The sequence below is a fragment of the Pseudomonas sp. GW821-FHT07G10 genome (assembly GCF_059418545.1).
In genome coordinates this window covers 71,815-95,346 of sequence record NZ_JBWKQB010000001.1, presented here as the reverse complement: position 1 = coordinate 95,346, position 23,532 = coordinate 71,815, and the positions used below count along the sequence as shown (strand labels likewise).

General features: G+C 60.0%; 22 protein-coding genes and 1 pseudogene. 15 read left to right on the top strand and 8 right to left on the bottom strand.

Annotation, left to right across the window (positions count from 1 at the left end):
- The first annotated feature begins 165 nt into the window (after positions 1–165).
- The 5 genes from rfbB (at position 166) to AC07O1_RS00440 (ending at position 5,633) form a co-directional block, all read left to right on the top strand.
- Positions 166–1,248, top strand: coding sequence for a dTDP-glucose 4,6-dehydratase (rfbB, locus tag AC07O1_RS00460; RefSeq protein ID WP_494994403.1), 1,083 nt, complete (start codon positions 166–168; stop codon positions 1,246–1,248).
- Positions 1,249–1,327: 79 nt separating this feature from the next.
- Entirely contained in the window at positions 1,328–1,873 is a 546-nt protein-coding gene (gene rfbC / locus AC07O1_RS00455) for a dTDP-4-dehydrorhamnose 3,5-epimerase (RefSeq protein WP_495087598.1), read from the top strand.
- Positions 1,874–1,929: 56 nt separating this feature from the next.
- Positions 1,930–3,738 carry a sensor histidine kinase gene (locus AC07O1_RS00450; protein WP_495087597.1) on the top strand — a complete coding sequence of 603 codons (1,809 nt, stop codon included), beginning with the start codon at positions 1,930–1,932 and terminating at the stop codon, positions 3,736–3,738.
- Positions 3,735–5,129 (top strand): sigma-54-dependent transcriptional regulator, encoded by a 1,395-nt coding sequence (locus tag AC07O1_RS00445; protein ID WP_495010994.1) that lies wholly within the window; start codon positions 3,735–3,737, stop codon positions 5,127–5,129. Before AC07O1_RS00450 ends, AC07O1_RS00445 begins: the two co-directional genes overlap by 4 nt.
- A 48-nt stretch (positions 5,130–5,177) precedes the next feature.
- Positions 5,178–5,633, top strand: coding sequence for a thioesterase domain-containing protein (locus AC07O1_RS00440; RefSeq protein ID WP_495087596.1), 456 nt, complete (start codon positions 5,178–5,180; stop codon positions 5,631–5,633).
- 143 nt (positions 5,634–5,776) lie between these two features.
- Here AC07O1_RS00440 and cysQ read toward each other — a convergent pair whose 3' ends face one another.
- Both cysQ and nudE read right to left on the bottom strand, forming a co-directional pair.
- Entirely contained in the window at positions 5,777–6,604 is an 828-nt protein-coding gene (gene cysQ, locus AC07O1_RS00435; protein WP_494994486.1) for a 3'(2'),5'-bisphosphate nucleotidase CysQ, read from the bottom strand.
- Between the two features lie 11 nt (positions 6,605–6,615).
- Positions 6,616–7,182, bottom strand: coding sequence for an ADP compounds hydrolase NudE (gene nudE, locus AC07O1_RS00430; protein ID WP_494994408.1), 567 nt, complete (start codon positions 7,180–7,182; stop codon positions 6,616–6,618).
- A 145-nt stretch (positions 7,183–7,327) separates the two neighbouring features.
- Here nudE and yrfG point away from each other — a divergent pair, with 145 nt between their 5' ends.
- From yrfG to AC07O1_RS00405, 5 genes are all read left to right on the top strand, one after another.
- Positions 7,328–7,990 (top strand): GMP/IMP nucleotidase, encoded by a 663-nt coding sequence (yrfG, locus tag AC07O1_RS00425; protein WP_495087595.1) that lies wholly within the window; start codon positions 7,328–7,330, stop codon positions 7,988–7,990.
- Positions 7,991–8,156: 166 nt separating this feature from the next.
- A complete protein-coding gene (locus tag AC07O1_RS00420) occupies positions 8,157–9,044 on the top strand; it encodes a LysR family transcriptional regulator (protein ID WP_494994410.1) in 888 nt (295 codons plus the stop codon).
- Between the two features lie 105 nt (positions 9,045–9,149).
- Positions 9,150–9,989 (top strand): formate dehydrogenase accessory sulfurtransferase FdhD, encoded by an 840-nt coding sequence (gene fdhD, locus AC07O1_RS00415; RefSeq protein WP_495087594.1) that lies wholly within the window; start codon positions 9,150–9,152, stop codon positions 9,987–9,989.
- Positions 9,986–12,343 (top strand): FdhF/YdeP family oxidoreductase, encoded by a 2,358-nt coding sequence (locus AC07O1_RS00410; RefSeq protein ID WP_495087593.1) that lies wholly within the window; start codon positions 9,986–9,988, stop codon positions 12,341–12,343. The genes fdhD and AC07O1_RS00410 overlap by 4 nt, the downstream gene beginning before the upstream one ends.
- Positions 12,344–12,585: 242 nt before the next feature.
- On the top strand, positions 12,586–13,074 hold the full coding sequence (locus AC07O1_RS00405; RefSeq protein WP_495087592.1) for a glycine zipper domain-containing protein: 489 nt from the start codon (positions 12,586–12,588) through the stop codon (positions 13,072–13,074).
- A 63-nt stretch (positions 13,075–13,137) separates the two neighbouring features.
- Here AC07O1_RS00405 and AC07O1_RS00400 read toward each other — a convergent pair whose 3' ends face one another.
- Positions 13,138–13,569 carry an acyl-CoA thioesterase gene (locus AC07O1_RS00400; RefSeq protein WP_495087591.1) on the bottom strand — a complete coding sequence of 144 codons (432 nt, stop codon included), beginning with the start codon at positions 13,567–13,569 and terminating at the stop codon, positions 13,138–13,140.
- Between the two features lie 100 nt (positions 13,570–13,669).
- Positions 13,670–15,598 carry a RecQ family ATP-dependent DNA helicase gene (locus AC07O1_RS00395; RefSeq protein WP_495087590.1) on the bottom strand — a complete coding sequence of 643 codons (1,929 nt, stop codon included), beginning with the start codon at positions 15,596–15,598 and terminating at the stop codon, positions 13,670–13,672.
- A gap of 420 nt (positions 15,599–16,018) precedes the next feature.
- On the opposite strand from AC07O1_RS00395, the gene AC07O1_RS00390 reads away from it, so the two are divergent.
- The 3 genes and pseudogenes from AC07O1_RS00390 (at position 16,019) to AC07O1_RS00380 (ending at position 17,027) form a co-directional block, all read left to right on the top strand.
- A complete protein-coding gene (locus AC07O1_RS00390) occupies positions 16,019–16,315 on the top strand; it encodes a hypothetical protein (protein ID WP_495087589.1) in 297 nt (98 codons plus the stop codon).
- 114 nt (positions 16,316–16,429) lie between these two features.
- Positions 16,430–16,585 (top strand): annotated as a pseudogene (locus tag AC07O1_RS00385) (YhfG family protein); the annotation flags it as partial.
- An 88-nt stretch (positions 16,586–16,673) separates the two neighbouring features.
- Positions 16,674–17,027, top strand: coding sequence for a DUF1493 family protein (locus AC07O1_RS00380; RefSeq protein WP_495087588.1), 354 nt, complete (start codon positions 16,674–16,676; stop codon positions 17,025–17,027).
- Between the two features lie 129 nt (positions 17,028–17,156).
- Here AC07O1_RS00380 and AC07O1_RS00375 read toward each other — a convergent pair whose 3' ends face one another.
- From AC07O1_RS00375 to AC07O1_RS00365, 3 genes are all read right to left on the bottom strand, one after another.
- The gene (locus tag AC07O1_RS00375; RefSeq protein WP_495010987.1) at positions 17,157–18,701 is read right to left on the bottom strand and encodes a phosphoenolpyruvate carboxykinase; all 1,545 of its coding nucleotides are present in this window, start codon (positions 18,699–18,701) and stop codon (positions 17,157–17,159) included.
- Positions 18,702–18,880: 179 nt separating this feature from the next.
- Positions 18,881–19,783, bottom strand: a complete 903-nt coding sequence (hslO, locus tag AC07O1_RS00370) for an Hsp33 family molecular chaperone HslO (RefSeq protein WP_495010986.1) — start codon at positions 19,781–19,783, stop codon at positions 18,881–18,883.
- Positions 19,784–20,003: 220 nt separating this feature from the next.
- Positions 20,004–20,411 (bottom strand): RNA-binding S4 domain-containing protein, encoded by a 408-nt coding sequence (locus tag AC07O1_RS00365; RefSeq protein WP_495010985.1) that lies wholly within the window; start codon positions 20,409–20,411, stop codon positions 20,004–20,006.
- A gap of 219 nt (positions 20,412–20,630) precedes the next feature.
- On the opposite strand from AC07O1_RS00365, the gene rimB reads away from it, so the two are divergent.
- Positions 20,631–21,113, top strand: a complete 483-nt coding sequence (rimB, locus tag AC07O1_RS00360; protein ID WP_494994420.1) for a retropepsin-like aspartic endopeptidase RimB — start codon at positions 20,631–20,633, stop codon at positions 21,111–21,113.
- Positions 21,110–22,015: a 30S ribosomal protein S6--L-glutamate ligase gene (gene rimK, locus AC07O1_RS00355; RefSeq protein WP_494994421.1), complete on the top strand. Its 906-nt coding sequence runs from the start codon at positions 21,110–21,112 to the stop codon at positions 22,013–22,015. Before rimB ends, rimK begins: the two co-directional genes overlap by 4 nt.
- Before the next feature lie 160 nt (positions 22,016–22,175).
- Here rimK and AC07O1_RS00350 read toward each other — a convergent pair whose 3' ends face one another.
- Positions 22,176–23,489, bottom strand: a complete 1,314-nt coding sequence (locus AC07O1_RS00350) for an ATP-binding protein (RefSeq protein ID WP_494994422.1) — start codon at positions 23,487–23,489, stop codon at positions 22,176–22,178.
- Positions 23,490–23,532 lie beyond the last annotated feature (43 nt).

The window sequence follows — 23,532 nt, the reverse complement described above, 5'->3', positions numbered from 1 at the left end:
GTCCCCTGTAGGAGCGAGGCTTGCCCGCGAAAGCGTCCTCCCAAACGACCTCAATCCCGAACCTTCTCCAAAATCTGACCAACGCCCCTCTTGCACCGCCCCTCACCTGCCGACAAGCTATGCCCCATTCGCTCTATACCCGTCTTATGGAAGAAGGCTCCTGACATGCGCATTCTCATTACCGGCGGCGCCGGTTTTATTGGTTCGGCTTTGGTCCGTCATCTGATTCAGCACACCGAACACGAAGTGCTCAACCTGGACAAGCTGACCTACGCCGGCAATCTGGAGTCGCTGACCAGCATCGCCACCGACACCCGCTATGAGTTCGTACAGGCCGACATCGTCGACCAGGCCGCCGTCAGCGCCGTGCTGGCACGGTTTCAGCCCCATGCCATCATGCATTTGGCGGCCGAATCCCATGTCGACCGCTCCATCGACGGTCCGTCGGATTTTATCCAGACCAACATCGTCGGCACCTACAGCCTGCTGGAGGCTACTCGTGCCTATTGGCAGACATTGGCCGAGCCCGAGAAAGCCGCCTTTCGTTTTCACCATATCTCCACCGACGAGGTCTACGGTGACCTGCATGGCGTCGATGACCTGTTCACCGAAACCACGCCTTACGCGCCGAGCTCTCCCTATTCAGCCAGCAAAGCCGCGTCCGACCACCTGGTTCGCGCCTGGCAGCGCACCTACGGTTTGCCTGTGCTGTTGACCAACTGCTCGAACAATTACGGGCCGTTCCATTTCCCCGAGAAGCTGATCCCGCTGGTTATCCTCAACGCGCTGGCAGGCAAACCACTGCCGGTGTACGGTAACGGTCTGCAAGTGCGCGACTGGTTGTTCGTCGAGGATCACGCCCGGGCGCTGCTCAAAGTGGTAACCGAAGGTGTAGTCGGTGAGACCTACAACATTGGCGGTCATAACGAACAGAAGAACATCGACGTGGTGCGTGGTATCTGCAGCCTGCTGGAAGAGTTGGCGCCACAGCGCCCTGCTGGCGTTGCGAATTTTGCCGACCTGATCACCTTCGTCAAGGACCGTCCGGGCCACGATCTGCGTTACGCCATCGACGCCAGCAAAATCGAGCGCGAACTGGGCTGGGTTCCCGAGGAAACCTTCGAAACCGGTCTGCGCAAAACGGTACAGTGGTATCTGGATAACCTGGAGTGGTGCCAACGGGTCCAGGACGGCAGCTATCAAGGCGAACGCTTGGGTGCCAGCGACTTCAAAGATCTGATCGCCTGATCAAGGCACTGCTCTATCATGCTCACTCTGGGCAAGCCGATTACGGCCATTACCTGTTCACTAATGCTGGAGAAAACCAATGAATGTAGTCACCACCGACCTGCCCGGTGTTCTGATCATCGAACCCAAGGTATTTGGTGACGAGCGCGGCTTCTTCTACGAGAGCTTCAATGCCAGGGCTTTCGAGGAGGCGACCGGCCTGAACACGCAATTCGTTCAGGACAATCATTCCCGCTCGCAAAAAGGTGTGCTGCGCGGCTTGCACTACCAGCTTGAAAACACCCAGGGAAAACTGGTGCGCGTTATTGCCGGTGAAGTGCTCGACGTAGCGGTGGACATCCGCCGCAGTTCGCCGAATTTTGGTCGCTGGGTTGCTGTGCGTTTGTCAGCTGAAAACAATCGCCAGCTCTGGGTTCCGGAAGGTTTTGCCCACGGTTTCGTGGTGCTGAGCGACTTCGCTGAATTCCTCTACAAAACCACCGACTACTACACCCCATCGGCCGAGCGTTGCATTCGCTGGGACGACCCGACCCTGGCCATTGACTGGCAGCTCAGTGAAATGCCGCAGCTGTCGGCAAAGGATCTGGCCGGCAAAACCCTTCAAGAGGCCGACCTGTTCCCGTGAGCGTTCTCGTTCACGGCTAGGCATAATGCGCCTGTACCCACAGGCGCTCGACTCCCATGACCCCAACCCTCCCCCGCAGACCCCGATGGCGCAGCCTGGCACTGCTCGCACTGTGCCTGACGCCATTGTTGTGGCCGCTGGAGCACCTGGCCGAGCGTTACTACCGCAGCGAACTGGTGGAGCAAAACCGTCAGACCCTCGACCTGTACGTCGCCAACCTGCTGGGCACGCTGCATCGCTACGAAGTGCTGCCGCAAATCCTCGGTGATCTGCCGGCCCTGCGTGCCGCCCTCGCCGAGCCGCAACAGCGCGTGACTCAAGACAACGCCAACCAGCTGCTCAAAGACATCTGTGCCCAGACCGGCGCCGAAGTCATGTACCTGATGGACACCACCGGCAACACCCTAGCGGCGTCCAACTGGGACAAACACGACAGCTTCGTCGGGCGCAATTTTTCTTTCCGGCCGTATTTCAGCGAAGCCATGACCGGGCGTTTGGGGCGCTTCTTCGGCCAGGGCACGACGTCTGCCAAACGCGGTTATTTCTTTGCCGGTGCTGTACGCGATGGCGAGCGGATCATCGGCGTGCTGGTGGTCAAGGTTGACCTCGATCTCACCGAAAGCCTGTGGGGCAAAACCCCCGAACAAATGCTGATGACCGACCACAACGGCGTGGTGATTCTCACCTCGCGGCCGGAATGGCGTTTTCGCGCGACCCGTCCGCTGACTGACGAAGAGCGCCAGGCGATCATCACGGTCCAGCCCTACCCGACCCGCGACCCGCAGCCTCTGGACCTCAATCCCGACGCCTGGCTGACCCAGACCCAGCAGATCCAGGAAACCGGTTGGAGCGTCAGCATCCTCGCCCCGCGCACCCTGATCGCCCGCCCGGTGCGCACCGTGGTCGCGATCGGTGGCGCGACGCTGTTGGTATTGATGTTGTTGCTCGGTCTGATGATGCAGCGCCGGCGTCATTACCTGGAGCGCATCGCTTTCGAAGCCAAGGCCCGTCGTGAGCTGGAAATGCGCGTCGTCGAACGCACCAGCGATCTCGAAGGCCTCAACCGGCGCCTCAAACAGGAAGTGCTGGAGCGCGAACACGCCCAGCAAGAACTGGTGCGCGCTCAGGATGACCTGGTACAGGCCGGCAAGCTGTCGGCGCTGGGGACGATGTCGGCGAGCATCAGCCACGAACTCAATCAACCGCTGGCGGCGATTCGCAGCTACGCGGAAAACACCGAAGTTCTGCTCGATCACGAACGCATCGACGACGCTCGCGGCAACCTGAAACTGATCAGCGAACTGACCGGGCGCATGGCCTCGATCATTGCCCACTTGCGAGCCTTCGCCCGCCGCGACCGCCACGCGCCGGAAAGCGTCGCCCTGCAACCGGCGCTGGATGACGCGCTGGCCTTGCTGGCCAAGCGCAGACGCGCCATGGAAGTCGAGCTGATCCGCGACCTGCCGGCCGCCACCCTGTGGGTCGAGGCCGGAGAAACCCGCCTGCGCCAGGTGCTCGGCAACTTGCTGGCCAACGCCCTCGACGCTCTGACCGAAAAGGGCCCGCCACGCAAACTCTGGTTGAGTGCCGAATCCACCGCCGATGGCGTCAACCTGTACATTCGCGATAACGGCCCGGGTTTTTGCATGGAAGCCCTTGGCCGCGCCAGCGAGCCTTTCTACACCACCAAGACCCGCACCCAAGGGCTCGGGCTGGGATTGGCAATCTGCGACACCCTGATGCGCGCCTTTGGTGGTGAACTGTCGTTCGCCAACCACCGCGATGGCGGCGCCCTGCTAACCCTGCGACTGCGCGCCGGTGCGCCAGGAGTCAATCTGCAACCATCCGAGGACCGCAGTGCATGAACATCGACAACCGCATCCAGGTGGTGTTGATCGACGACGATCCACATTTGCGTCAGGCCCTGAGCCAGACTCTTGACCTCGCCGGGCTGAAAGTCCTGCCGCTGGCTGAAGCCAAGGGCCTGGCCGGACGTCTTGAACGCGACTGGCCGGGCGTGGTGGTCAGCGACATTCGCATGCCCGGTATGGATGGCCTCGAACTGCTGAGCGAACTGCACGAGCAAGACCCGGAACTGCCAGTACTGTTGATCACCGGTCACGGCGACGTGCCGCTGGCCGTGCAAGCGATGCGTGCCGGGGCCTATGACTTTCTGGAGAAACCCTTCGCCAGCGACGCCCTGCTCGACAGCGTGCGCCGCGCCCTGGCGCTGCGCCGGCTGGTGCTGGATAACCGCAGCCTGCGCCTGGCCCTGAGCGATCGCAATGAACTCAGCACCCGGTTGGTAGGGCAGTCGGCACCGATGCTGCGTTTGCGCGAGCAGATCGGCGCCCTGGCGGCGACCAAAGCCGATGTGTTGATCCTCGGCGAGACCGGTGCCGGCAAGGAAGTAGTCGCCCGCGCGCTGCACGACCTGTCGAGCCGCCGCAACGGGCCGTTTGTCGCGATCAATGCCGGCGCCCTGGCGGAGTCGGTGGTGGAGAGCGAGCTGTTCGGCCACGAACCGGGCGCCTTCACCGGCGCGCAAAAGCGCCGCATCGGCAAGTTCGAATTCGCCAACGGCGGTACGCTGTTCCTCGATGAAATCGAAAGCATGAGTCTGGATGTGCAGGTCAAGTTGCTGCGCATGCTGCAAGAGCGGGTGGTTGAGCGCCTGGGCGGCAATCAGCTGATCCCGCTGGATATCCGCATCATTGCTGCAACCAAGGAAGACTTACGCCAGGCGGCGGATCAGGGCCGCTTCCGCGCCGACTTGTATTACCGCCTGAACGTCGCGCCGCTGCGCATCCCGCCACTGCGTGAACGCGGCGAAGACGCGCTGATGCTGTTCCAGCACTTCGCCGACGAAGCCAGCACCCGCCACGGTCTGCCGCCCCACGAACTGCAGCCGGGGCAACGGGCATCGCTGTTGCGCCATAACTGGCCAGGCAACGTGCGCGAACTGCAGAACGCCGCTGAACGCTTCGCCCTCGGCCTGGAACTGGCACTGGATAACAGCGCGCCGGACGGCAGCGTTGCGCCGATCAGCGCAAACCTCAGCGCAGGCCTGAGCGAGCAAGTGGAAAACTTCGAAAAAACCTTGATTGCTGCCGAGCTGGCACGCTCCCACAGCTCACTGCGCAGCCTGGCCGAAGCGCTGGGTATTCCACGCAAGACCTTGCACGACAAATTGCGCAAACACGGTCTGAGCTTCGCCGATGGCGGCGCCAACAGCGGCACCGACGAACTCGATTGAGCCACGCCGACTAATCTTGAAAAAGCATCCTGAACAAAGGGACCCTGCATGAACCGCGACAGTCGTCACCTGGAATCAGTCCTGCATCGCGACATCCCCCTCACGCGGGATATGGGTCTCAAAGTGCTTGATTGGCAAGCACAACAACTGCGTTTGCACTTGCCGCTGGAAGCCAACGTCAATCACAAAAGCACCATGTTCGGCGGCAGCCTGTACTGCGGCGCGGTACTGGCCGGCTGGGGCTGGCTGCATTTACGCTTGCGTGAAGAGGGCATCGAAGACGGGCATATCGTGATTCAGGAAGGGCACATCAGCTATCCGCTGCCGGTCACGACCGATGCGATGGCAATTTGCGATGCGCCAAGTGCAGCGGTATGGAAGAAGTTTCTGGTGATATACCAGCGCTACGGGCGGGCCCGGCTGACGCTGCACTCACGCATCGTCAATGCCGGCAGCAATGAGGATGCTGTAACGTTTACCGGGCAGTATGTGTTGCATCGGTAGACTTGGCGCTGATCGTTTGATCGTTCCCACGCTCTGCGTGGGAATGCCGCCCTGGACGCTCTGCGTCCGCCGTGGGTGACGCAGAGCGTCACTGGATGCAAAATTCCCACGCGGAGCGTGGGAACGATCAACCTGTAGCGCTCTCAAGACCTGGCCAACACCAACAACTTCTCCCGCCATGCGGCTTTGGCCGGCAGTGCCAGGAAAAATGAATTCAGTAGGGATTCGCGCGCCGGATAGCTGAACGGCTCGCCGCTCAAATTCAACACCTCGCCACCCGCGCCTTCCAGCACGCCTTGCGCGGCGGCGGTGTCCCACTGCGACGTCGGCGCCAAGCGTGGATAGCAATCGGCAGCCCCCTCCGCCAACAGGCAGAATTTCAACGAGCTGCCGATATTCGCCAGTTGCAGCTCGCCCAGGCTGTCACTCAGCCCGGCCAGCAAACGCTCCTGTTCAGGGCTCGAATGTCGACGGCTGGCAACCACGGTGAATGCTTCACCTACTGGCGGAACGTCCCGTACATGGATCGGCGTCGGCTCGGCATCTTTGTCTGCACGCCAGGCACCCAGGCCAGCACCGCCGAAATAGCAGCGACCGTTGGTCGGCATCGACACCACGCCAAACACCACACGCCCTTGTTCGATCAGCGCGATGTTGACGGTAAATTCCTCACTTCCGGAAATGAATTCCTTGGTGCCATCCAGCGGATCCACCAGCCACCAGCGCTGCCAGCCGGCTCGCACGCTCATCGGGATGTCGGCGTCTTCTTCCGAGAGCACCGCAATGCTTGGGTCGAGCGCCGTCAGGCCGGCGAGGATCAGATGATGCGCCGCCATGTCAGCCGCGGTCACCGGCGAGTCATCAAGCTTGGCGGTGACCGCCACGTCGGCGCGCCAGAACGGCAGGATGGCTTCACCGGCTTGACGCGCCAGTTCGATGACGGGGGCCAGTAACGGATGGGGGAAATTCATGGAGTGCACACTCATGGTTGAAACACCCCGCGCTCAGTCAACAGATCGCGGGCCAGGTACAACGCCGCCAAGGCACGGCCTTCAGTGAATTGCGAGTTCTGCGCCAGAGCAGACAATTCCCGCAGGTTGACGCGATCCACGCGCATCGGCTCAGGCTCGTCGCCCTCAAGTCGTTCTTCGTAAAGATCGGTCGCCAGGACCACTTGAATCTTCTGGCTCATGTAACCGGGCGACAATGACAGCTCAGTCAGATGCTCAAGTTGACGTGCGCCAAAACCGGCCTCTTCCTTGAGCTCACGCTCGGCCGCTGCCAACACATCCTCGCCCGGCTCGATCAGGCCCTTGGGTAAAGACAGTTCGTACTCCCCGGTGCCGCCGCAATATTCTTCGATCAATAGCGCATGGTTGTCATCGACCATCGCCACGATCATCACTGCGCCATAACCGGTACCCTTGCTGACCAGTCGCTCATAGGTACGTTCGACGCCGTTGGAAAAGCGCAACTGCAACTCTTCGACGCAGAACAATCGACTAGTGGCGACGATCTCGCGGGCGAGTACGGTGGGTTTCTGGCGCATGACAAGCTCCTTGGCGTGAACGCGTTACTATACAGGCTGTTTGAAAGCTACTGCGCGCATCGCTCGCTACACTTTCAAATCAGTGCGTACCCGGCGTTGCCGATCATTTGTGTCGGATGTCTTTCTACTGTTCGAGAAGTTTTCCATGCCCTCATTACCCTGGCGCGACATCGATACCGTTCTGCTGGATATGGACGGCACGCTGCTGGACCTGCACTACGACAACCATTTCTGGATGGAGCACCTGCCCCAGCGCTACGCCGAGTTGCATGGTGTGAGCCGGGCCATGGCCGAACTGGAGTTGCAGCCGTTGTTCGAGCGCAACGCCGGCCAGTTACAGTGGTATTGCCTGGACTTCTGGAGCGCGGAACTGAGACTGCCGGTGCGCGAACTGAAACTGGAAACCGCCCATCTGATTGCCCTGCGTCCCGACGCCGATACCTTTCTGGCTGCGATCAAACAGGCCGGCAAGCGCGTGGTGCTGATCACCAACGCTCACCGCGATTCGCTGTCATTGAAGCTGGAAAAAATCGAACTGGCGCCGTATTTCGAGCGTTTGATCAGCTCCCACGATTACGGCTTCGCCAAGGAAAACCCACAGTTCTGGGATGCCTTGCAAGCCGATATCGGCTTCGACCCGGCCCGTAGCCTGTTTATCGACGACACTTTGCCGATCCTGCGCAGCGCGCGAAATTTCGGCGTTGGGCATCTGCTGGCGGTCAGCCAGCCGGACAGCCAAAAAGAGCCCAAAGACACCGCGGAATTTGCGGCGGTCGAGGATTATCGGGAGTTGATAGCAGGTCTTTAAACCGAGTCGACTGCATCGCCAGCAAGCCCGAGCCCACAGATAGCGCGGTCCGTAGGAGCGAGGCTTGCTCGCGATGGCCACGGGCAAGGTTGCGCGATCCGGCCAATGACTCAAGTGCACTGCAAGCACGTTAGAATTGCTCCCTTGCCTGCGCCCTGGAGCGAAGATGGACATCAAACAGCTGAAATTCCTCATCGCCCTCGACGAAACCCGCCACTTTGGCCAAGCCGCTGCTCGCTGTCACATCACCCAGCCAACCTTATCCATGCGCCTGCGCAGCCTTGAAGAAGAGCTCGAGCTGCCGCTGGTCAACCGCGGTCAGCGCTTTGAAGGTTTTACCGCTCCGGGCGAGCGTGTGCTGGCCTGGGCCCGCACCGTGCTCGCGGCCTACGACGGCCTGCATGCCGAGGCCGCAGCCTGTCGTGGCAACCTGGTCGGGACTTTGCGTCTGGGCGTGGTACCGCTGTCGAGCTTCGACCCGCTGGCGCTGATGCAACGCTTGCACAAAGAACACCCGAACCTGCGCTTCGAACTCTCGGCGTTGAGCTCCGAAGAAATTCTTGAGCAACTGGCGAGCAATCGCCTCGACCTCGGCGTTTCGTATCTGGAGCGGCTGGACAACGAACGCTTCGACTCGCTGGCCTTTAGCGAAACCCGCATGGGCCTGCTCTACGACCAACGCTTCTTCAGCTTTGGCGAAAAACCCTTGAGCTGGGAGGCGCTGATCGAATTACCACTGGGCATGCTCACCAGCGGCATGCACTTTCGCCAGTCCATCGACCACAACTTCCACAGCCGTGGCCTCAACCCGCAACCGCTGCTGCAAACCGACGCGGTCCATCAGCTGTTACAAGCGGTACACGGTGGCCTGTGCTGTGCGGTGATGCCCCTGGAAGGCGGTCTTGAAGACTTGATCGACGACCTGCGTCTGCAACCGATTGAAAGCGCTCAGACCCTCGCCTGCCTGGGCCTGATCATGCGCCGCGGCGCGCCGCGTTCAGCCTTGGCCGAGGCCGTTTTTGCGTTGTATCAGAAATCACCGACAGACTCTTGATCGACGCCATCTATCGGCAGATCAGTATTAGCGATTAGACGCGACACTTTGACGCGCCTAGTCTTATCAGTAGTCAATACGACCTGATACTGCCGGTAACTCCTCATGAACGCCAAGCACCCCGACTGCGCGGCGCCTGCCGTCGAAACGCCTGCGCCCGCCGCCAGTCAGAGTTATCACTACTGCAACCTTGCGCAAACCGAATCGGCCAGCACCGCGCTCGCTGAAGAAGTTGCGCTGGCGATTGCCTACAACGGCATCAGTCAGGCAGTGATGCTGGTCACCCCGACCGACCTTGAGGACTTCATCGTCGGCTTCAGCCTGGGCAGCGGCATCATTACCGACGCCTGCGATATCTACGACCTGCAACTCAGCGGATCCGGCCCGGCGCAATACGCGCAAGTGCAAATCTCCAGCCGCGCCTTCTGGAACCTCAAACAGCAACGCCGCCAACTGGCCGGCACCAGCGGTTGCGGGCTCTGCGGCGTAGAGGCGGTTGAGCAGGCATTGCCTGATCTGAAGGTTTTGCCCGGCGCGCCCTTGCCGCCGGCCGAGTGGCTCGACGGTTTGCGTCAGCGCATCAGTGCCTTCCAGCCCTTGGGTCAGCACAGTGGCGCGGTGCATGCGGCCGTGTTCATGAACAACCGGGGCGAACTGCTGCTGGGTCGCGAAGACATCGGTCGGCACAACGCCCTCGACAAGCTGATCGGCGCGCTGATCCGGCAGAACATCCCCACTGCTGGCGGCCTGGCCATTGTCACCAGCCGTTGCAGCCTGGAATTGATCCAGAAAGTCTTGCGCGCAGGCATCCAGACATTAGTCAGCCTGTCGTCGCCCACCGGCCTGGCCCTGCAATGGGCCCGCCGGCACAACCTCAATCTCATCCACCTGCCGCAGAAAAGTGCGCCGCGGGTCTACAGCCCTTCGATGGAAAATCAAGCGTGAGCACTCATCTTCAAACCGACCAAAAACCAACCCCGCGCTACAAACGCTACAAGCCCTACAAAGGCGCAGCCGGCGGTTGGGGCGCACTGATCAGCGTCGCTCAAGCCTGGTTGACCAGCGACAACGCACTGAAAAACATCCGCATGATGCTCAAGACCAACCAGAACGGCGGCTTTGACTGCCCGGGTTGCGCCTGGGGTGACTCACCGGAAAGTGGCATGGTCAAGTTCTGCGAAAACGGCGCCAAAGCGGTCAATTGGGAAGCCACCAAGCGCCGGGTCGATGGCGCCTTCTTCGCCAGGCACAGCGTCAGCTCATTGCTGGAACAAAGTGATTACTGGCTCGAATACCAGGGCCGTCTCACCGAACCGATGAGCTACGACGCTGAAACCGATCGCTACACACCCATCAGCTGGGAAGCGGCGTTCGCGCTGATCGGTAAACACTTGCAGAACCTCAGCAGCCCCGATCAGGCCGAGTTCTACACCTCCGGCCGGGCCAGCAACGAAGCGGCGTACCTCTACCAACTGTTCGTGCGCGCCTTCGGCACCAACAACTTCCCCGACTGCTCGAACATGTGCCACGAAGCCAGCGGTGTGGCCATGGCGCAAAGCGTCGGTGTGGGCAAAGGCACGGTGACCTTCGACGACTTCGAACACGCCGATGCGATTTTCGTCCTGGGGCAAAACCCTGGCACCAACCACCCGCGGATGCTCGAACCCCTGCGCGAAGCGGTGAAGCGCGGCGCTCAAGTAGTGTGCGTCAACCCGCTCAAAGAGCGTGGGCTGGAACGCTTCCAACACCCGCAACATCCTATCGAGATGCTCACCAACGGTGACCGTCCGACCAACACCGCCTATTTCCGACCCGCACTGGGCGGTGACATGGCATTGCTGCGAGGCATGGCCAAGTTCCTGCTGCAATGGGAGCGCGAAGCGCAGCTGACGTATGAACCGGCGGTGTTTGACCACGACTTCCTCAACGAACACACCGGTGGTGTGCTCGACTACCTGGCCGCCATCGACGACACCTCATGGACGCAGATCGTCGAGCAGTCCGGGCTGCCCCTGAGCGATATCGAACAAGCCGCACGCATGTATGCCAAGGCCAAGAACGTGATCATGTGCTGGGCGATGGGCATCACCCAGCATCGCCATTCGGTACCGACCATCCAGGAAATCGCCAACCTGATGCTGCTGCGCGGCAACCTCGGCCGGCCTGGTGCAGGCCTGTGCCCGGTGCGTGGCCACAGTAACGTGCAGGGCGACCGCACCATGGGCATCAACGAGCGCCCACCGGCGTTCTTTCTCGATGCACTGGAACGGCGCTTCCAGTTCAAAGTACCGCGCCAAAACGGTCACAACGTGGTGGAGGCGATTCACGCGATGCTCGACGGTCGCTCGAAAGTCTTTATCGGTCTGGGCGGTAACTTCGCCCAAGCTACCCCGGACAGCACACGAACCTTCCAGGCGCTGAGCAACTGCGACCTCACCGTGCAGATCAGCACCAAGCTCAACCGCAGCCATCTGGCTCACGGTAAAGAAGCGCTGATCCTGCCCTGTCTGGGCCGTACCGACATCGACGTGCAAACTGAAGGCCCGCAAGCGGTGACCGTGGAAGACTCGTTCAGCATGGTCCACGCCTCCAACGGCCAGTTGCAGCCGCTGTCGAAACAGATGCGTTCAGAGCCGTCGATCATTGCCGGCATCGCCGCCGCGACATTGGGTACACATCCGGTGGACTGGAACTGGCTGGTCGCCGACTACGGCCGCATCCGCGACCTGATTGCCGACACCATTCCAGCCTTCAAGGATTTCAACCAGCGTATTGAGAACCCAGGCGGTTTCTACCTGGGCAACGCTGCCGGGGCACGTCAGTGGGACACCCCGTCGGGGCGGGCCAACTTCCGCGCGAACATCCTGCCGGTCGATCTGGTGCACGAGCGCACCCGCGCCACTGGCGTGCTGCCGGACCTGATCATGCAATCGATGCGTTCCCACGATCAGTACAACACCACCATTTATGGCCTGGACGACCGTTATCGCGGTGTCAAAGGTCAGCGGGATGTGCTGTTCGTCAACGAAGCCGACATCATTCGCCTGGGCTTCAAACCCGGTCAGAAAGCCGACATCGTGTCGATCTGGGATGATGGCCGCGAACGTCGGGTCAAGGGCTTCACCTTGCTGGCGTTCGATATCCCCGCCGGTCAAGCGGCCGCCTACTATCCGGAGGTCAATCCCCTGGTGCCCCTGGAAAGCACCGGCGACGGCAGCCACACGCCAACATCGAAGTTCGTCGCGATTCGGTTGCAAGCGGCGAGTGATAACGGGTTAATCATGGCAAAGTCGGCGTAAGGCAAGATCATAAGATCGCGTCGCCGCTGAATACGAAACCTTTCAAACGCCCACAAAAAAGGCCGCTTTTGCATAAAAGCGGCCTTTCAGAATTAGCTAAAGACCGGCGAAAAACACTTAAGTTCCGTCTAAAAAACAGTAACTTATAGAATTGTGCACAAGTCGTGTTACTCGTCGGATTTCGATTGTAAGCATCTCAACACAGCCTCAGGATCGCGCCGTCATCCCTTAGAGGCTCTCCCATGAAGTACTCCTCGATTCTCTTGTTGTCCCTTAGCCTGGTCAGTGGCATTGCTTCTGCCGGCGGCACTGCCGAAGCAGGCGTGGGCGGCGCATTGGGCGGGGTTCTCGGCTCGGTCGTCGGTCAGTCGTTAGGCGGCAACACCGGTTCTACCATTGGCGCAGCCCTGGGCGGCGCGGGTGGTAGTGCGGTCGGAGCCGACAGACGTAGCCGTGGCCAGGCGGCCATTGGCGGCGCACTCGGTGCTGCGGGCGGCAACGTGGTTGGCCGCAGCCTGGGCGGCACCAGCGGCAGCCTGATCGGCTCAGCAGCCGGCGGCGGCGTGGGCGGTGCGCTGGGTAACCATATGGGCAATGAAAGCTATCGTGAGGATCGCGACTACCGCGGTCGTGGTGATCGCCGCTACTACCGTGATTATGATGAGCACCGCGGCCGCGGCCATGCCTGGGGGCATCACAAGCATCACCGCCACTGGGAAGACCGGGATTGACATGCGATCTGTAGCCGCTGCCCAAGGCAGCGGCTACAGAAGTCTTCACTGTAGCCGACGACCTCACACCAGCAACTGCTCCAACGCCCCGCGTAACCCGGCAGGAATCGCCACCGGCTGATTCGACGCCCGATCCACAAACACATGCACGAACCGCCCCGCCGCACAGGCGTCTTCTTCCCCCGCCTTGAACACCGCCAACTCGTACTGCACCGAACTGTTACCCAACTTGCCCACCCGCAATCCGATTTCGATACGCTCGGGGAAAGCAATCGAAGCGAAATAATCGCACGCCGAACTCACCACAAAACCCACCACCTCACCGTCATGAATATCCAGCCCACCCACCTCGATCAGGTAGGTGTTCACCGCCGTGTCGAAAAAGCTGTAGTAGGTGACGTTGTTCACATGGCCGTAAACGTCGTTGTCATGCCACCGGGTGATGATCGGCTGGAAGTGACGGTAGTCAGTGCGTTGCGGCATGCGGTTGGTCATTGAGTGGTCTCTCAGAGAATGGGCAAGCAGTGTAATCGCTGTGACCTCCACGATCGGGCGAGACTCAGGGTCATTCGCAGGCTTGCCCGCTAGCTTTGGCCTAAAGATTCGCCTCAACCCACGCCCTCACCTCTGCATACGGGTAATCCTCCAACACCGCAAACCCCGGAATCGCCCGAGCCTTGAGTTTGGTGAACAGCGGCACGCTGATCCCGCACAAAAACCGCGTCAGTCGTTCCGCACCCGGCAGACTCCCGTTGTACTGCTCATGCCTGTGGATAAAATCGCCGCACAGTGCCTGGAAATTTTTATCCACAAGCGCCGGCAACTCGGGAGGCTCTGGCAGACGTGCAACCTGGCCATGGCACACCGAACAATGCCCACACCGCTGCGGTGCGTTTTCATCGCCGAAGTACTGCGCCAGTCGATAACCCAGGCAACGCTCGGTCGCGAACAAATCGAGCATCGCGTGGATCCGCGCGATCTCGGTGCGCTCATGCTGTGTGAAGTACGCATGCAATTCGGCGCTCAGCGCCTGCGCATCGAAATCTGTCATCAGCAGGCTGTAGACCTCTGTCATTTGCTTGCTTTCGAGCTCCACCCAACCCTTTTCCTGGAAATAATCCAGCGCCTTCACCACGCGATTTCGTTCGGCCTGATGCTGTAAATACAACGCGTCGAAATTCACCGTGGCCCAGGTCCTGGCGCGGCTCGACGTCTGGATAATCGCCGACACGAAGTCCCGCCGCTCGCCCTCGAAACGCGCCAACAAGGCTTCGGGCTCGACCAGAAATTTGAAGCGGTACTCCGCAAAATAGGCATAACGCGGCGCGATCAAACCACGCAGCTCCAGCTGCACCAGCAAGGTCTTGAGCGGCAACTGACGAATGTTGCTCTGATCCGCCAGCGGTCCCAGCAGAAACTCCCACTGACCATCGGGGCTGGCTGCTTGTAGTTCATCCAGCACACAACGAATGCCTTCCAGCTCCGGCGTGTCGCCGTAAACGAAATTCTCCAGCACATTGAGGCTGTCGCGGTTGGCCAGCACCAGGCAGTCGGAGGACTGCCCGTCACGCCCGGCGCGACCGATTTCCTGGCTGTAGTTTTCAATGGATTTCGGCAAGTCGAAATGCGCCACGTTGCGGATGTCGCTCTTGTCGATGCCCATCCCGAAAGCGATGGTGGCGACGATGCAATTGGACTGCCCGCCCATGAACCGGCGCTGAATCGCTTCGCGTTGCTCGTGGGGTAAACCTGCGTGATAAGCCTCGGCCTGAATGCCGTGCTGAGCCAGGTGCTGAGCGATCTGTTCGGCCGTTTTCTGCAACGTGACGTAAACGATGCTCGGCTGCCCGGCGCGCTGGCCCATCCACTCGACCAGACGCCGACGCTTGTCCTGGCCACGCACCGGCTCCACCAGCAGGTTGAGGTTGGGTCGGTAGAAACCGGTGGTCACCACATCCGCCGGGGCGATGGCGAATTTCGCCTGCATGTCGGCGATCACCTTCGGCGTTGCAGTGGCGGTCAGCAGCAAAGCTTGTGGAATGTTGAACTGGCGCTGATAGGCCGGCAGCTTTAAATAGTCCGGACGGAAGTTATGACCCCACTCCGAAATACAGTGCGCCTCGTCCACCACCAACAACGAGATTGGCACCTGCTGCAAAAAGTTGCGAAAACGTTCGTTCTTCAGGCGCTCCACGGAGATCATCAAAATCTTCAACTCGCCGGAGCGGGCCCGCGCCATCACCTCGTTGGCATCATCGCGGCTCTGCGCCGAATCGATACTCGCTGCCGCAATGCCGTGACGCGCCAGGAACGCCAACTGGTCCTGCATCAACGCCAGTAACGGCGAGACCACCAGCGTCAGATTCGGCAGCAGCAAGGCCGACAATTGATAACACAACGACTTGCCGGACCCAGTAGGAAAAATCGCCGCCGCCGACCGCCCGGCCAACACCGCGCTGACCGCCACCTCCTGGCCGGGCCGAAACTGTGGATAACCAAAGACCTGTTCAAGGGTGTTGTGCATAAACTGTCACTCCATTGACCGCGCAGATGCCTGAAGCCTAGCGCGGCAAAACGGCGGGTCGAGAAAAGGTCGGGCGCAAAAAGGATACGGCATGATACAGGGAGAACGGCGCAAGGCCCGTGATGCGATTCCATGGCTGATGGCGTTCAAATGTGAATCGAAGATCACGAAATCCCCTACACAGTCTGGCGCACGTGTTACCGCGGCTCTATTCGACACGCCTGACAAGCGCGTGGGGAACATTCGCATCCCCTTGTATGCTGCCGGCACTAACATGTCGGTACGCTTTATGGCGGCTGTGTTTGGGACGCTTTCGAGCGTGCCGGGTGTTCTCGCCGGTTGACCAACCTGAACACAGTCCGCCACCCATCGTTTGGTCACGGTTGGTGTGGTTCATTTGATCCATACAGAGAACTAACCATGAACACATTAGATCCGTTTGCAGATCGCTATCGCCCCACCAAAACCAACTTCACCGACACCCCGGTTCTGATCATCGACACAGAGGCCGACCCGCAAGACATCCTCGAAGCTGCCCTTCAGCGCATCCGAACCTCCAGCGACCTGCTCGAAACCCTGCACTGCCAATGCTTCAAGCACGGCGACGTTAAAGACATTCCCCATATCACCCACGCCCTGTACCTGCTGACTCAAGACGGCCGCGACCTGCTCCAAGTCGCCCAGCAACGCATGCTGAACTGGAAAGCACCTACCTGACACACCCCACTCGCAGGCACGCCACGTTCCTGTAGGAGCCTGGCTTGCCAGCGATGAACGCGCCGCGTGTTTTCAAACATAAGTGAAAGAAACAGCAGCCCCGGGACCACCGCCATGAGCCAATTAACCTTCAAACAAAAACAAGCGCATTACGAAAAAGTCCGCCGCTCAAACTACTTGGCCAGCCTACGCCTCGCCGGATTCGACACGTCACCGGTAGACCTCGACAAACCACTTCCTACACGAGAAGAAGTGCTCGCAAAGTACCGACAAGACGAACCACCAATATCTGCGTCCGCCCTTCCCCCCAAGCCCGACGGCCAATAAAATCCGCCTAAGCCCAACCGGACGCCCCGCAATGCACCTCGCCCCCAACTTCCCCGACGACCACGTCATGCACCTGCTCATGCAGCTGCTGCACGAAGAACTCGGCCTGCCCGAACGCAAAACCATCAGCCTCACCACCTCGATCAACTTCGACCTCGGTTGCGACGGCTCGGATGTGAGACACCTGATGGAAGCACTGGAAGAACAGTTCGCCATCGACTTCATCGACTACGACGCCTATCGCTACTTCCAGCACGAAGGCTACGACGTGTTCCTCAAACGCAGGGCCAAAGGTCGCGGCGACAAACTGCCGTTAACCATCGGCATGCTCTACCGGGCCATCAAGGCCCAGCGCTGGGACACTGAGGAGCTGGAAGGGTTTTAGGGTTTCACGCCGCACCTATAAGGTTCTGGCGTGGACGTCGGGGTGATGCAAAGTTGAATACTTATCAACAGGTACGAAAAAGCCGCCCTCGCAGGCGGCTTTTCTTTACCTCAAACCACTACCCGATTGTTACAGCTTCGGGCCAGCAGCCTTGATCGCATCGCTCACGTCAAACTTCTTGAAGTTCTCAATGAACAGACCCGCCAGTGCTTTGGCGGCTTCGTCGTAAGCAGCTTTGTCAGCCCAGGTGTTGCGTGGGTTCAACAGGCCGGTTTCAACGCCCGGTACGGCCAGCGGCACGTCGAGGTTGATGGTGTCCAGGTGTTCGGTTTCTGCACCGATCAACGCGCCGCTCTGGATGGCTGCGATGACGCCACGGGTGGTCGGGATGTTGAAGCGTTTGCCGACGCCGTAGCCACCGCCGGTCCAGCCGGTGTTGACCAGGTAGACCTTGGAGCCGAAGCCGCGGATGCGTTTGATCAGCAGTTCAGCGTATTCGCCAGCCGGACGCGGGAAGAACGGGGCGCCGAAGCAGGTGGAGAAGGTCGATTTGATGCCGCTGCCGGAACCCATTTCGGTCGAGCCCACCAAAGCGGTGTAGCCGGACAGGAAGTGGTAGGCCGCTTGTTCTTCGCTGAGGATCGAGACTGGCGGCAGTACGCCGGTCAGGTCGCAAGTCAGAAAGATCACAGCGTTTGGCTCGCCGCCGAGGTTTTTCGGGGCGCGTTTTTCGATCAGTTCGCGCGGGTAAGCGGCGCGGCTGTTCTGGGTCAGGCTGTCATCGGCGTAGTCGGCTTTCTTGGTGACCGGGTCGAGTACGACGTTTTCCAGTACGGCACCGTGCTGGATGGCTTTCCAGATGACCGGCTCGTTCTTCTCGGAGAGGTCGATGCACTTGGCATAGCAACCGCCTTCGATGTTGAACACCACGCCAACGCCCCAGCCGTGTTCGTCGTCGCCGATCAGGTAGCGGCTTTCGTCAGCGGACAGGGTGGTTTTACCGGTGCCGGACAGGCCGAAGAACAGCGTTACGTCGCCCTCTTCGCCCATGTTGGCCGCGCAGTGCATCGGCAGAACGTCGGCTGCTGGCAGCAGGAAGTTTTGTACCGAGAACAGGGCTTTTTTCATTTCGCCGGCGTAACGCATGCCCGCGATCAGAACTTTTTTGGCCGCGAAGTTGATGATTACGGTGCCATCGGAGTTGGTGCCGTCACGCTCAGGTTCGCAAACGAACGCTGGGGCGTTGAGGATCTGCCACTCGACTTTTTCAGCTGGGTTGTACTGTTCAGGGTTGATGAACAGGCAACGGCCGAACAGGTTGTGCCAGGCAGTCTCGGTGGTCATTTTGACCGCGAGGTAATGCGCAGGGTCAGAACCTACGTGGACGTGGGAAACAAAACGCTCGCGCTCGCCCAGGTAGGCTTCAACGCGGTTCCACAGGGCATCGAACTTGTCGGCCGGGAACTTGCGGTTGATCGGGCCCCAGGCGATGGCGCCTTGGGTGGAAGGCTCTTCCACGATGAAACGGTCGACTGGCGAACGGCCGGTGCGGTGACCGGTGCGTACAACCAGAGCGCCGGTATCGGACAGCTCGCCTTCACCGCGGTTCAGGGCTTCTTTAACCAGATCATCAACACTCAGATCGGTGTACACGGCGTTATTGGCTTGCGTCATGAGGTTCCCCGTCGGCCAGTGGCCGAGTGCTCCAAACGTTTTGTAGTAGAAAGTTGTGCACTACTACCGCGAAAAAAGTGGGCCGGATTATGCCAGAAATGCCCAAAAAAAGTAGGGCCCTCCTGTCAGGGCGGCGTAAATCTGGCGTTTGACAGGTAATTTACCTGCGCTGAACCGTTTTAGTGGCGAGTATCTGACGGTGTGTTGACACCCGCTCCAGCGAATAATTGAGCAACATCGGCAGCATCGAACAGGTAGCGCTCGTTGCAGAACTGACAGTCGATCTCGACGCTGCCACCGCTTTCGATAACCAGTTGTTGCGCGTCTTCTTGACCCAGACTCACCAGCGCGTTACCCGATCGATCGCGCGAGCAGCTGCAGCTGAAGCGCAATGTCTGCACGTCGAACATACGTACCGCTTCATCATGGTAGAGGCGATGCAGTACGGTTTCATTGTCCAGGCCAAGCAGTTCGTCAGCGGTCAGGGTGCTGGCCAGGGTAGTGATGTGCTGCCAGCTGGAGGCGCGTTCCTCGTCATCCTTGATGCGATCGGCCGGCAGCTGCTGCAGCAGCAGACCACGGGCGCGACGGCCGTCGGCGTTGAGCCAGAAGCGTGTGCCGACTTGCTGGGACATGACGAAATAATTCGTGAAGCATTCCGACAGGGTCTCGCCGTCGAGGTCGACGATGCCCTGGTAACGCTGCCCCTGACGCGGGTCGACGGTGAGCGCCAGCACGCCGTTGGGCATCAGGTCGGCCAGGGTCGCATCAGGAGCGATCTTGTCTGCGTCATAACGCGCCAGGCCACGGATTTCGCGCTCGCTGGAACACTCGATCATCAGCAAGGGCACCGGGCCTTCGGAACGGGCCTGGAGGATCAGCAAGCCATCGAACTTCAAGGTGCCGACCAGCAACGCCGCCGCGGCCATCAGCTCGCCGAGCAGTTGCGCGACTGGCTCGGGATAAGGGTGTTTGGCAAGGACTTCGGCGTAGCTACGCTCCAACGCAACCATCTCGCCGCGGGCGTCGCTTTCATCGAAGATGAAGCGTTGGGTGTAGTCGTTATCCGGTAGATCGGTCATAGGTTTGGGTATCTAAAGTGAAAACAAAAATGGTTACAAGGATCGAAACTTGCGTTTTTGCGCCATTTTGGTGCGCGAATGTTCGGCCATGGAACGCATTTTATGAACAATCCGGGATTGTTCCAAGCAAGGTAGAACATCGGCAGGTTGGTTCCGTGTAATTTACTACCTCTGGCGCTGCTGTGTTTTTGGTTCCGGGCTTCGGGCTTTCCGGGCAAGCTTACTCCCCACTACTCCCACCATGAAACTTGAACAGATCACGCCGCTGTTTTTTGGTCGGTTTGCCATCGGTGCTGACGCCCAGGGCGCCGGCCTTGCGCATTGCGGCGGCGTTCTCGCGTTTGGCGATGCTGGCTTCGGTTTCGGCGTACAACGTCTGGGCTTGCGGTGCGCCACGGCGCACGATCGATAGCGCCAGGACCGTCACGGTGCGCTCCTCGAAACCGGTGCGGATCTGAAACTCATCGCCGACTCTCGGCTCTTTGCCCGGTTTGCAGCGTTCGCCCCGGCAGTGCACTTTGCCACTTTCAATCGCCGCTTTGGCCAGCGCGCGGGTTTTGTAAAAGCGCGCAGCCCACAACCACTTATCCAGACGGACTTTGTCGTCCTCTTCGGTCTTTTGTGCCATGGGATTTCCTCATCCTGAAATATTTCTGAACTGTACTACCGTTTCTGTTGTGCCATGAATTACACCGGCTCAGTTTAGAATGCGCGCCTCTCCAGCGCCTCGTTCGAGGACTGGAAATCCGGGCCGTAGATATCTGTCGCCTTTTACCCATTATTCTGCGTGAATACCGCGAATTCGGCCGCTTGCGGCGCGAGCAGGTTTCTCACCGGTTGAGCACATTTGAAGACTTTTGACCATTTGACCGTTATCGGTCTACGCGAGTGGGTGGCGCTTCCAGATTTGGGAGTGGCAGGCCTGCGGGCGAAGATCGACACCGGAGCCAGCACCTCCAGCCTGCATGCCACCGAGATCGAGCCATTCGAGCGCGACGGGGAAAAGTGGGTGCGCTTCAACGCCCACCTGGGCACCGTGGTGCAGCTGCGCCATCGTCATTGCGAAGCACCGCTGGTAGCGATAAAAACCATTAAAAGCTCCAACGGCCAGGCGCAGGTGCGTTACGTGATCAGCACGACCCTGGCACTGGGCGATCGGGTCTGGCGGGTGGAATTCACCCTGGCCTGCCGCAAAGCCATGCGTTATCGCTTGTTACTCGGTTCCAAAGCCCTGATCGATGGCCAGTTAGTGGTCAATCCGGGGATTAAATACGTTCAAGACAAGCCGGCATTTCCGGCGTCCACTACCTCTGCCACAGGTGTTGCATGAAGATCGCTGTGCTGTCGCGTAACCCGCGTCTGTATTCCACTCGTCGTCTGGTCGAGGCCGGCACCGAGCGTGGCCATGAAATGGTGGTGATCGATACCCTGCGCGCCTATATGAACATTGCCAGTCATAAGCCGCAGATTCACTATCGCGGCAAGCCGCTGGAAGGCTTCGATGCGGTGATCCCGCGGATCGGCGCTTCGGTAACCTTTTATGGCTGCGCGGTATTGCGCCAGTTTGAAATGATGGGTGTATTCCCGCTCAACGAATCGGTGGCCATTGCCCGCTCGCGGGACAAGCTGCGCTCGCTGCAATTGCTCTCGCGTCGCGGTATCGGCTTGCCGGTCACCGGCTTTGCCCACTCGCCGGACGATATCCCCGACCTGATCGAGATGGTCAATGGCGCGCCGTTGGTGATCAAGGTGCTGGAAGGCACTCAGGGCATCGGCGTGGTGATGTGTGAAACGGCCACGGCAGCAGAGTCGGTGATTGAGGCGTTCATGGGCCTCAAGCAGAACATCATGGTACAGGAGTACATCAAGGAGGCCGGCGGTGCGGATATCCGCTGTTTCGTGGTGGGCGACAAGGTGATCGCCGCGATGAAGCGTCAGGCCAAGCCCGGCGAGTTCCGCTCCAACCTGCACCGTGGCGGCAGCGCCAGCCTGATCAAGATCACTCCCGAGGAACGCATGACCGCGCTGCGCGCAGCCAAGGTCATGGGCCTGAGTGTCGCGGGTGTGGATATCCTGCGCTCCAACCACGGGCCGTTGGTGATGGAGGTTAATTCCTCACCGGGGCTGGAAGGGATTGAAACCACCACGAGCAAGGACGTGGCAGGGATCATCATTCAGCATCTGGAGAAGAATGGCGGGCCGAACATGACGCGGACTAAAGGAAAAGGCTAAGGCTAAGGCTAAGGCTAAGGCTGAAGGTAGATCGTTTGATCGTTCCCACGCTCTGCGTGGGAATGCCGCCTTGGACGCTCCGCGTCCGGCTCCGCTGTGACGTGCAGCGGCACGGGATGCGTTCCTTTGCTGCGCGTGGGAACGATCTACTGTCAGGCCCTTACACCGCATCCCTGGGCAACATCAGCCCCAACGGCAAGCGCACTCGCGCTTCCAGCCCGCCGTCTGTACGGTTGCGCAGTTCCACATTGCCGCCGTGCATGGAGGCGATCCGCTTGACGATTGCCAGACCAAGCCCGGTGCCTTTGCCGCCACGGGCGCGGTCACCACGGGTGAAGGGGTTGAAGATAGCCTCCAGCTCTGACTGATCGATCCCTGCCCCACGGTCCATTACGCTCAACACCACATAAGGTGCGTTGGTGTCGCCTGATACATAGGCGGCCACTTCAACCTCAGTGCCAGCGTGATTCAAAGCGTTGCCGATCAGGTTGTTCAACAGACGCTTCATCGAAACCCGGCGCAACGGGAACGGCTGGATGGGCTCCAGGCGCAGGCGAACCCGCTCATCGTTCTGGTTGTAAGGCGCCGCGACTTCACGCACCAGATCACTGAGGTCGACTTCTTCGACCGTCTCATCACGACCGTCGCGAATGAACGCCAGGAACTGATCGAGAATCGCGTCCATGTCTTCAATGTCGCGCACCATGTCGTCACTCAGGTCGCTGTGGTCGCCCATCAGCTCCAGGGATAGTCGCAGACGGGTCAACGGCGTGCGCAGGTCATGAGACACGCCGGCGAGCATCAACTCGCGCTCACGTCCGGCCTGTTCGACATCCTCGGCCATCTGGTTGAAGGCGCGATACACCTCGGCCATTTCGCTCGGGGTATCGCTGATTGGCAGACGCACGCTACGCCCCTGACCTAATTGGCGGGCGGCATACACAAGACGCTTGAGGGGTTGGTTGAGCTGACTGACGAAAATCCAGGCCGAGGCTGTGGATAACAAACCGATTGCCAGGAACCAGCCAAGCACGCTCCAGATTTTCTGACCACGCAACGGGTGTGGATACAGCGGCACTTTCAGCCAGCCATCACCCAGGCTCGGCGCACGCACCCAAAGGGCCGGCGGGGCGTGCATGCGCAAGCGCACTTCGGTGTCTGAGCCCAGTTCGGCCTGCATCTGTCGTTGGTAGATCTCGCTGTACGGCCAGTGCTGCTCGCCTTCGGGCACGCCGCTACCGACCACTTTGATCAACCCGGCCGCCTTGGCAATGGTGTCGCGATTGGATTCGTCTGCAGCCCAATAGGCCCGCAAGGTCAGGGCCACGCCGTGGCTGTACTGGCGGTCCACCAGCACGTCCTCGTTCATCAATAGATAAACCAGGGTCAGCGCCTTGGAGAACAGCACGACGATCAGCACCAGCCAGAGGGTGCGAGAGAAGAAACTTTGGGGGAACCACACGGGGGTTTTCATAGACAGCAGACACACTTTGCAGGAGCGAGCGCACTCGCAGAAT

Bases quoted from the DNA above. Each gene is read 5' to 3' on its own strand.
- AC07O1_RS00450 (WP_495087597.1), top strand. From the start codon at position 1,930: ATGACCCCAACCCTCCCCCGCAGACCCCGATGGCGCAGCCTGGCACTG.
- hslO (WP_495010986.1), bottom strand. From the start codon at position 19,783: ATGACCGATCTACCGGATAACGACTACACCCAACGCTTCATCTTCGAT.
- fdhD (WP_495087594.1), top strand. From the start codon at position 9,150: ATGAACGCCAAGCACCCCGACTGCGCGGCGCCTGCCGTCGAAACGCCT.
- AC07O1_RS00405 (WP_495087592.1), top strand. From the start codon at position 12,586: ATGAAGTACTCCTCGATTCTCTTGTTGTCCCTTAGCCTGGTCAGTGGC.
- AC07O1_RS00440 (WP_495087596.1), top strand. From the start codon at position 5,178: ATGAACCGCGACAGTCGTCACCTGGAATCAGTCCTGCATCGCGACATC.
- yrfG (WP_495087595.1), top strand. From the start codon at position 7,328: ATGCCCTCATTACCCTGGCGCGACATCGATACCGTTCTGCTGGATATG.
- cysQ (WP_494994486.1), bottom strand. From the start codon at position 6,604: ATGAATTTCCCCCATCCGTTACTGGCCCCCGTCATCGAACTGGCGCGT.
- AC07O1_RS00420 (WP_494994410.1), top strand. From the start codon at position 8,157: ATGGACATCAAACAGCTGAAATTCCTCATCGCCCTCGACGAAACCCGC.
- AC07O1_RS00365 (WP_495010985.1), bottom strand. From the start codon at position 20,411: ATGGCACAAAAGACCGAAGAGGACGACAAAGTCCGTCTGGATAAGTGG.
- AC07O1_RS00375 (WP_495010987.1), bottom strand. From the start codon at position 18,701: ATGACGCAAGCCAATAACGCCGTGTACACCGATCTGAGTGTTGATGAT.
- AC07O1_RS00380 (WP_495087588.1), top strand. From the start codon at position 16,674: ATGCACCTCGCCCCCAACTTCCCCGACGACCACGTCATGCACCTGCTC.
- nudE (WP_494994408.1), bottom strand. From the start codon at position 7,182: ATGCGCCAGAAACCCACCGTACTCGCCCGCGAGATCGTCGCCACTAGT.
- rimK (WP_494994421.1), top strand. From the start codon at position 21,110: ATGAAGATCGCTGTGCTGTCGCGTAACCCGCGTCTGTATTCCACTCGT.
- AC07O1_RS00400 (WP_495087591.1), bottom strand. From the start codon at position 13,569: ATGACCAACCGCATGCCGCAACGCACTGACTACCGTCACTTCCAGCCG.
- rfbC (WP_495087598.1), top strand. From the start codon at position 1,328: ATGAATGTAGTCACCACCGACCTGCCCGGTGTTCTGATCATCGAACCC.
- AC07O1_RS00390 (WP_495087589.1), top strand. From the start codon at position 16,019: ATGAACACATTAGATCCGTTTGCAGATCGCTATCGCCCCACCAAAACC.
- AC07O1_RS00395 (WP_495087590.1), bottom strand. From the start codon at position 15,598: ATGCACAACACCCTTGAACAGGTCTTTGGTTATCCACAGTTTCGGCCC.
- rfbB (WP_494994403.1), top strand. From the start codon at position 166: ATGCGCATTCTCATTACCGGCGGCGCCGGTTTTATTGGTTCGGCTTTG.
- AC07O1_RS00445 (WP_495010994.1), top strand. From the start codon at position 3,735: ATGAACATCGACAACCGCATCCAGGTGGTGTTGATCGACGACGATCCA.
- AC07O1_RS00350 (WP_494994422.1), bottom strand. From the start codon at position 23,489: ATGAAAACCCCCGTGTGGTTCCCCCAAAGTTTCTTCTCTCGCACCCTC.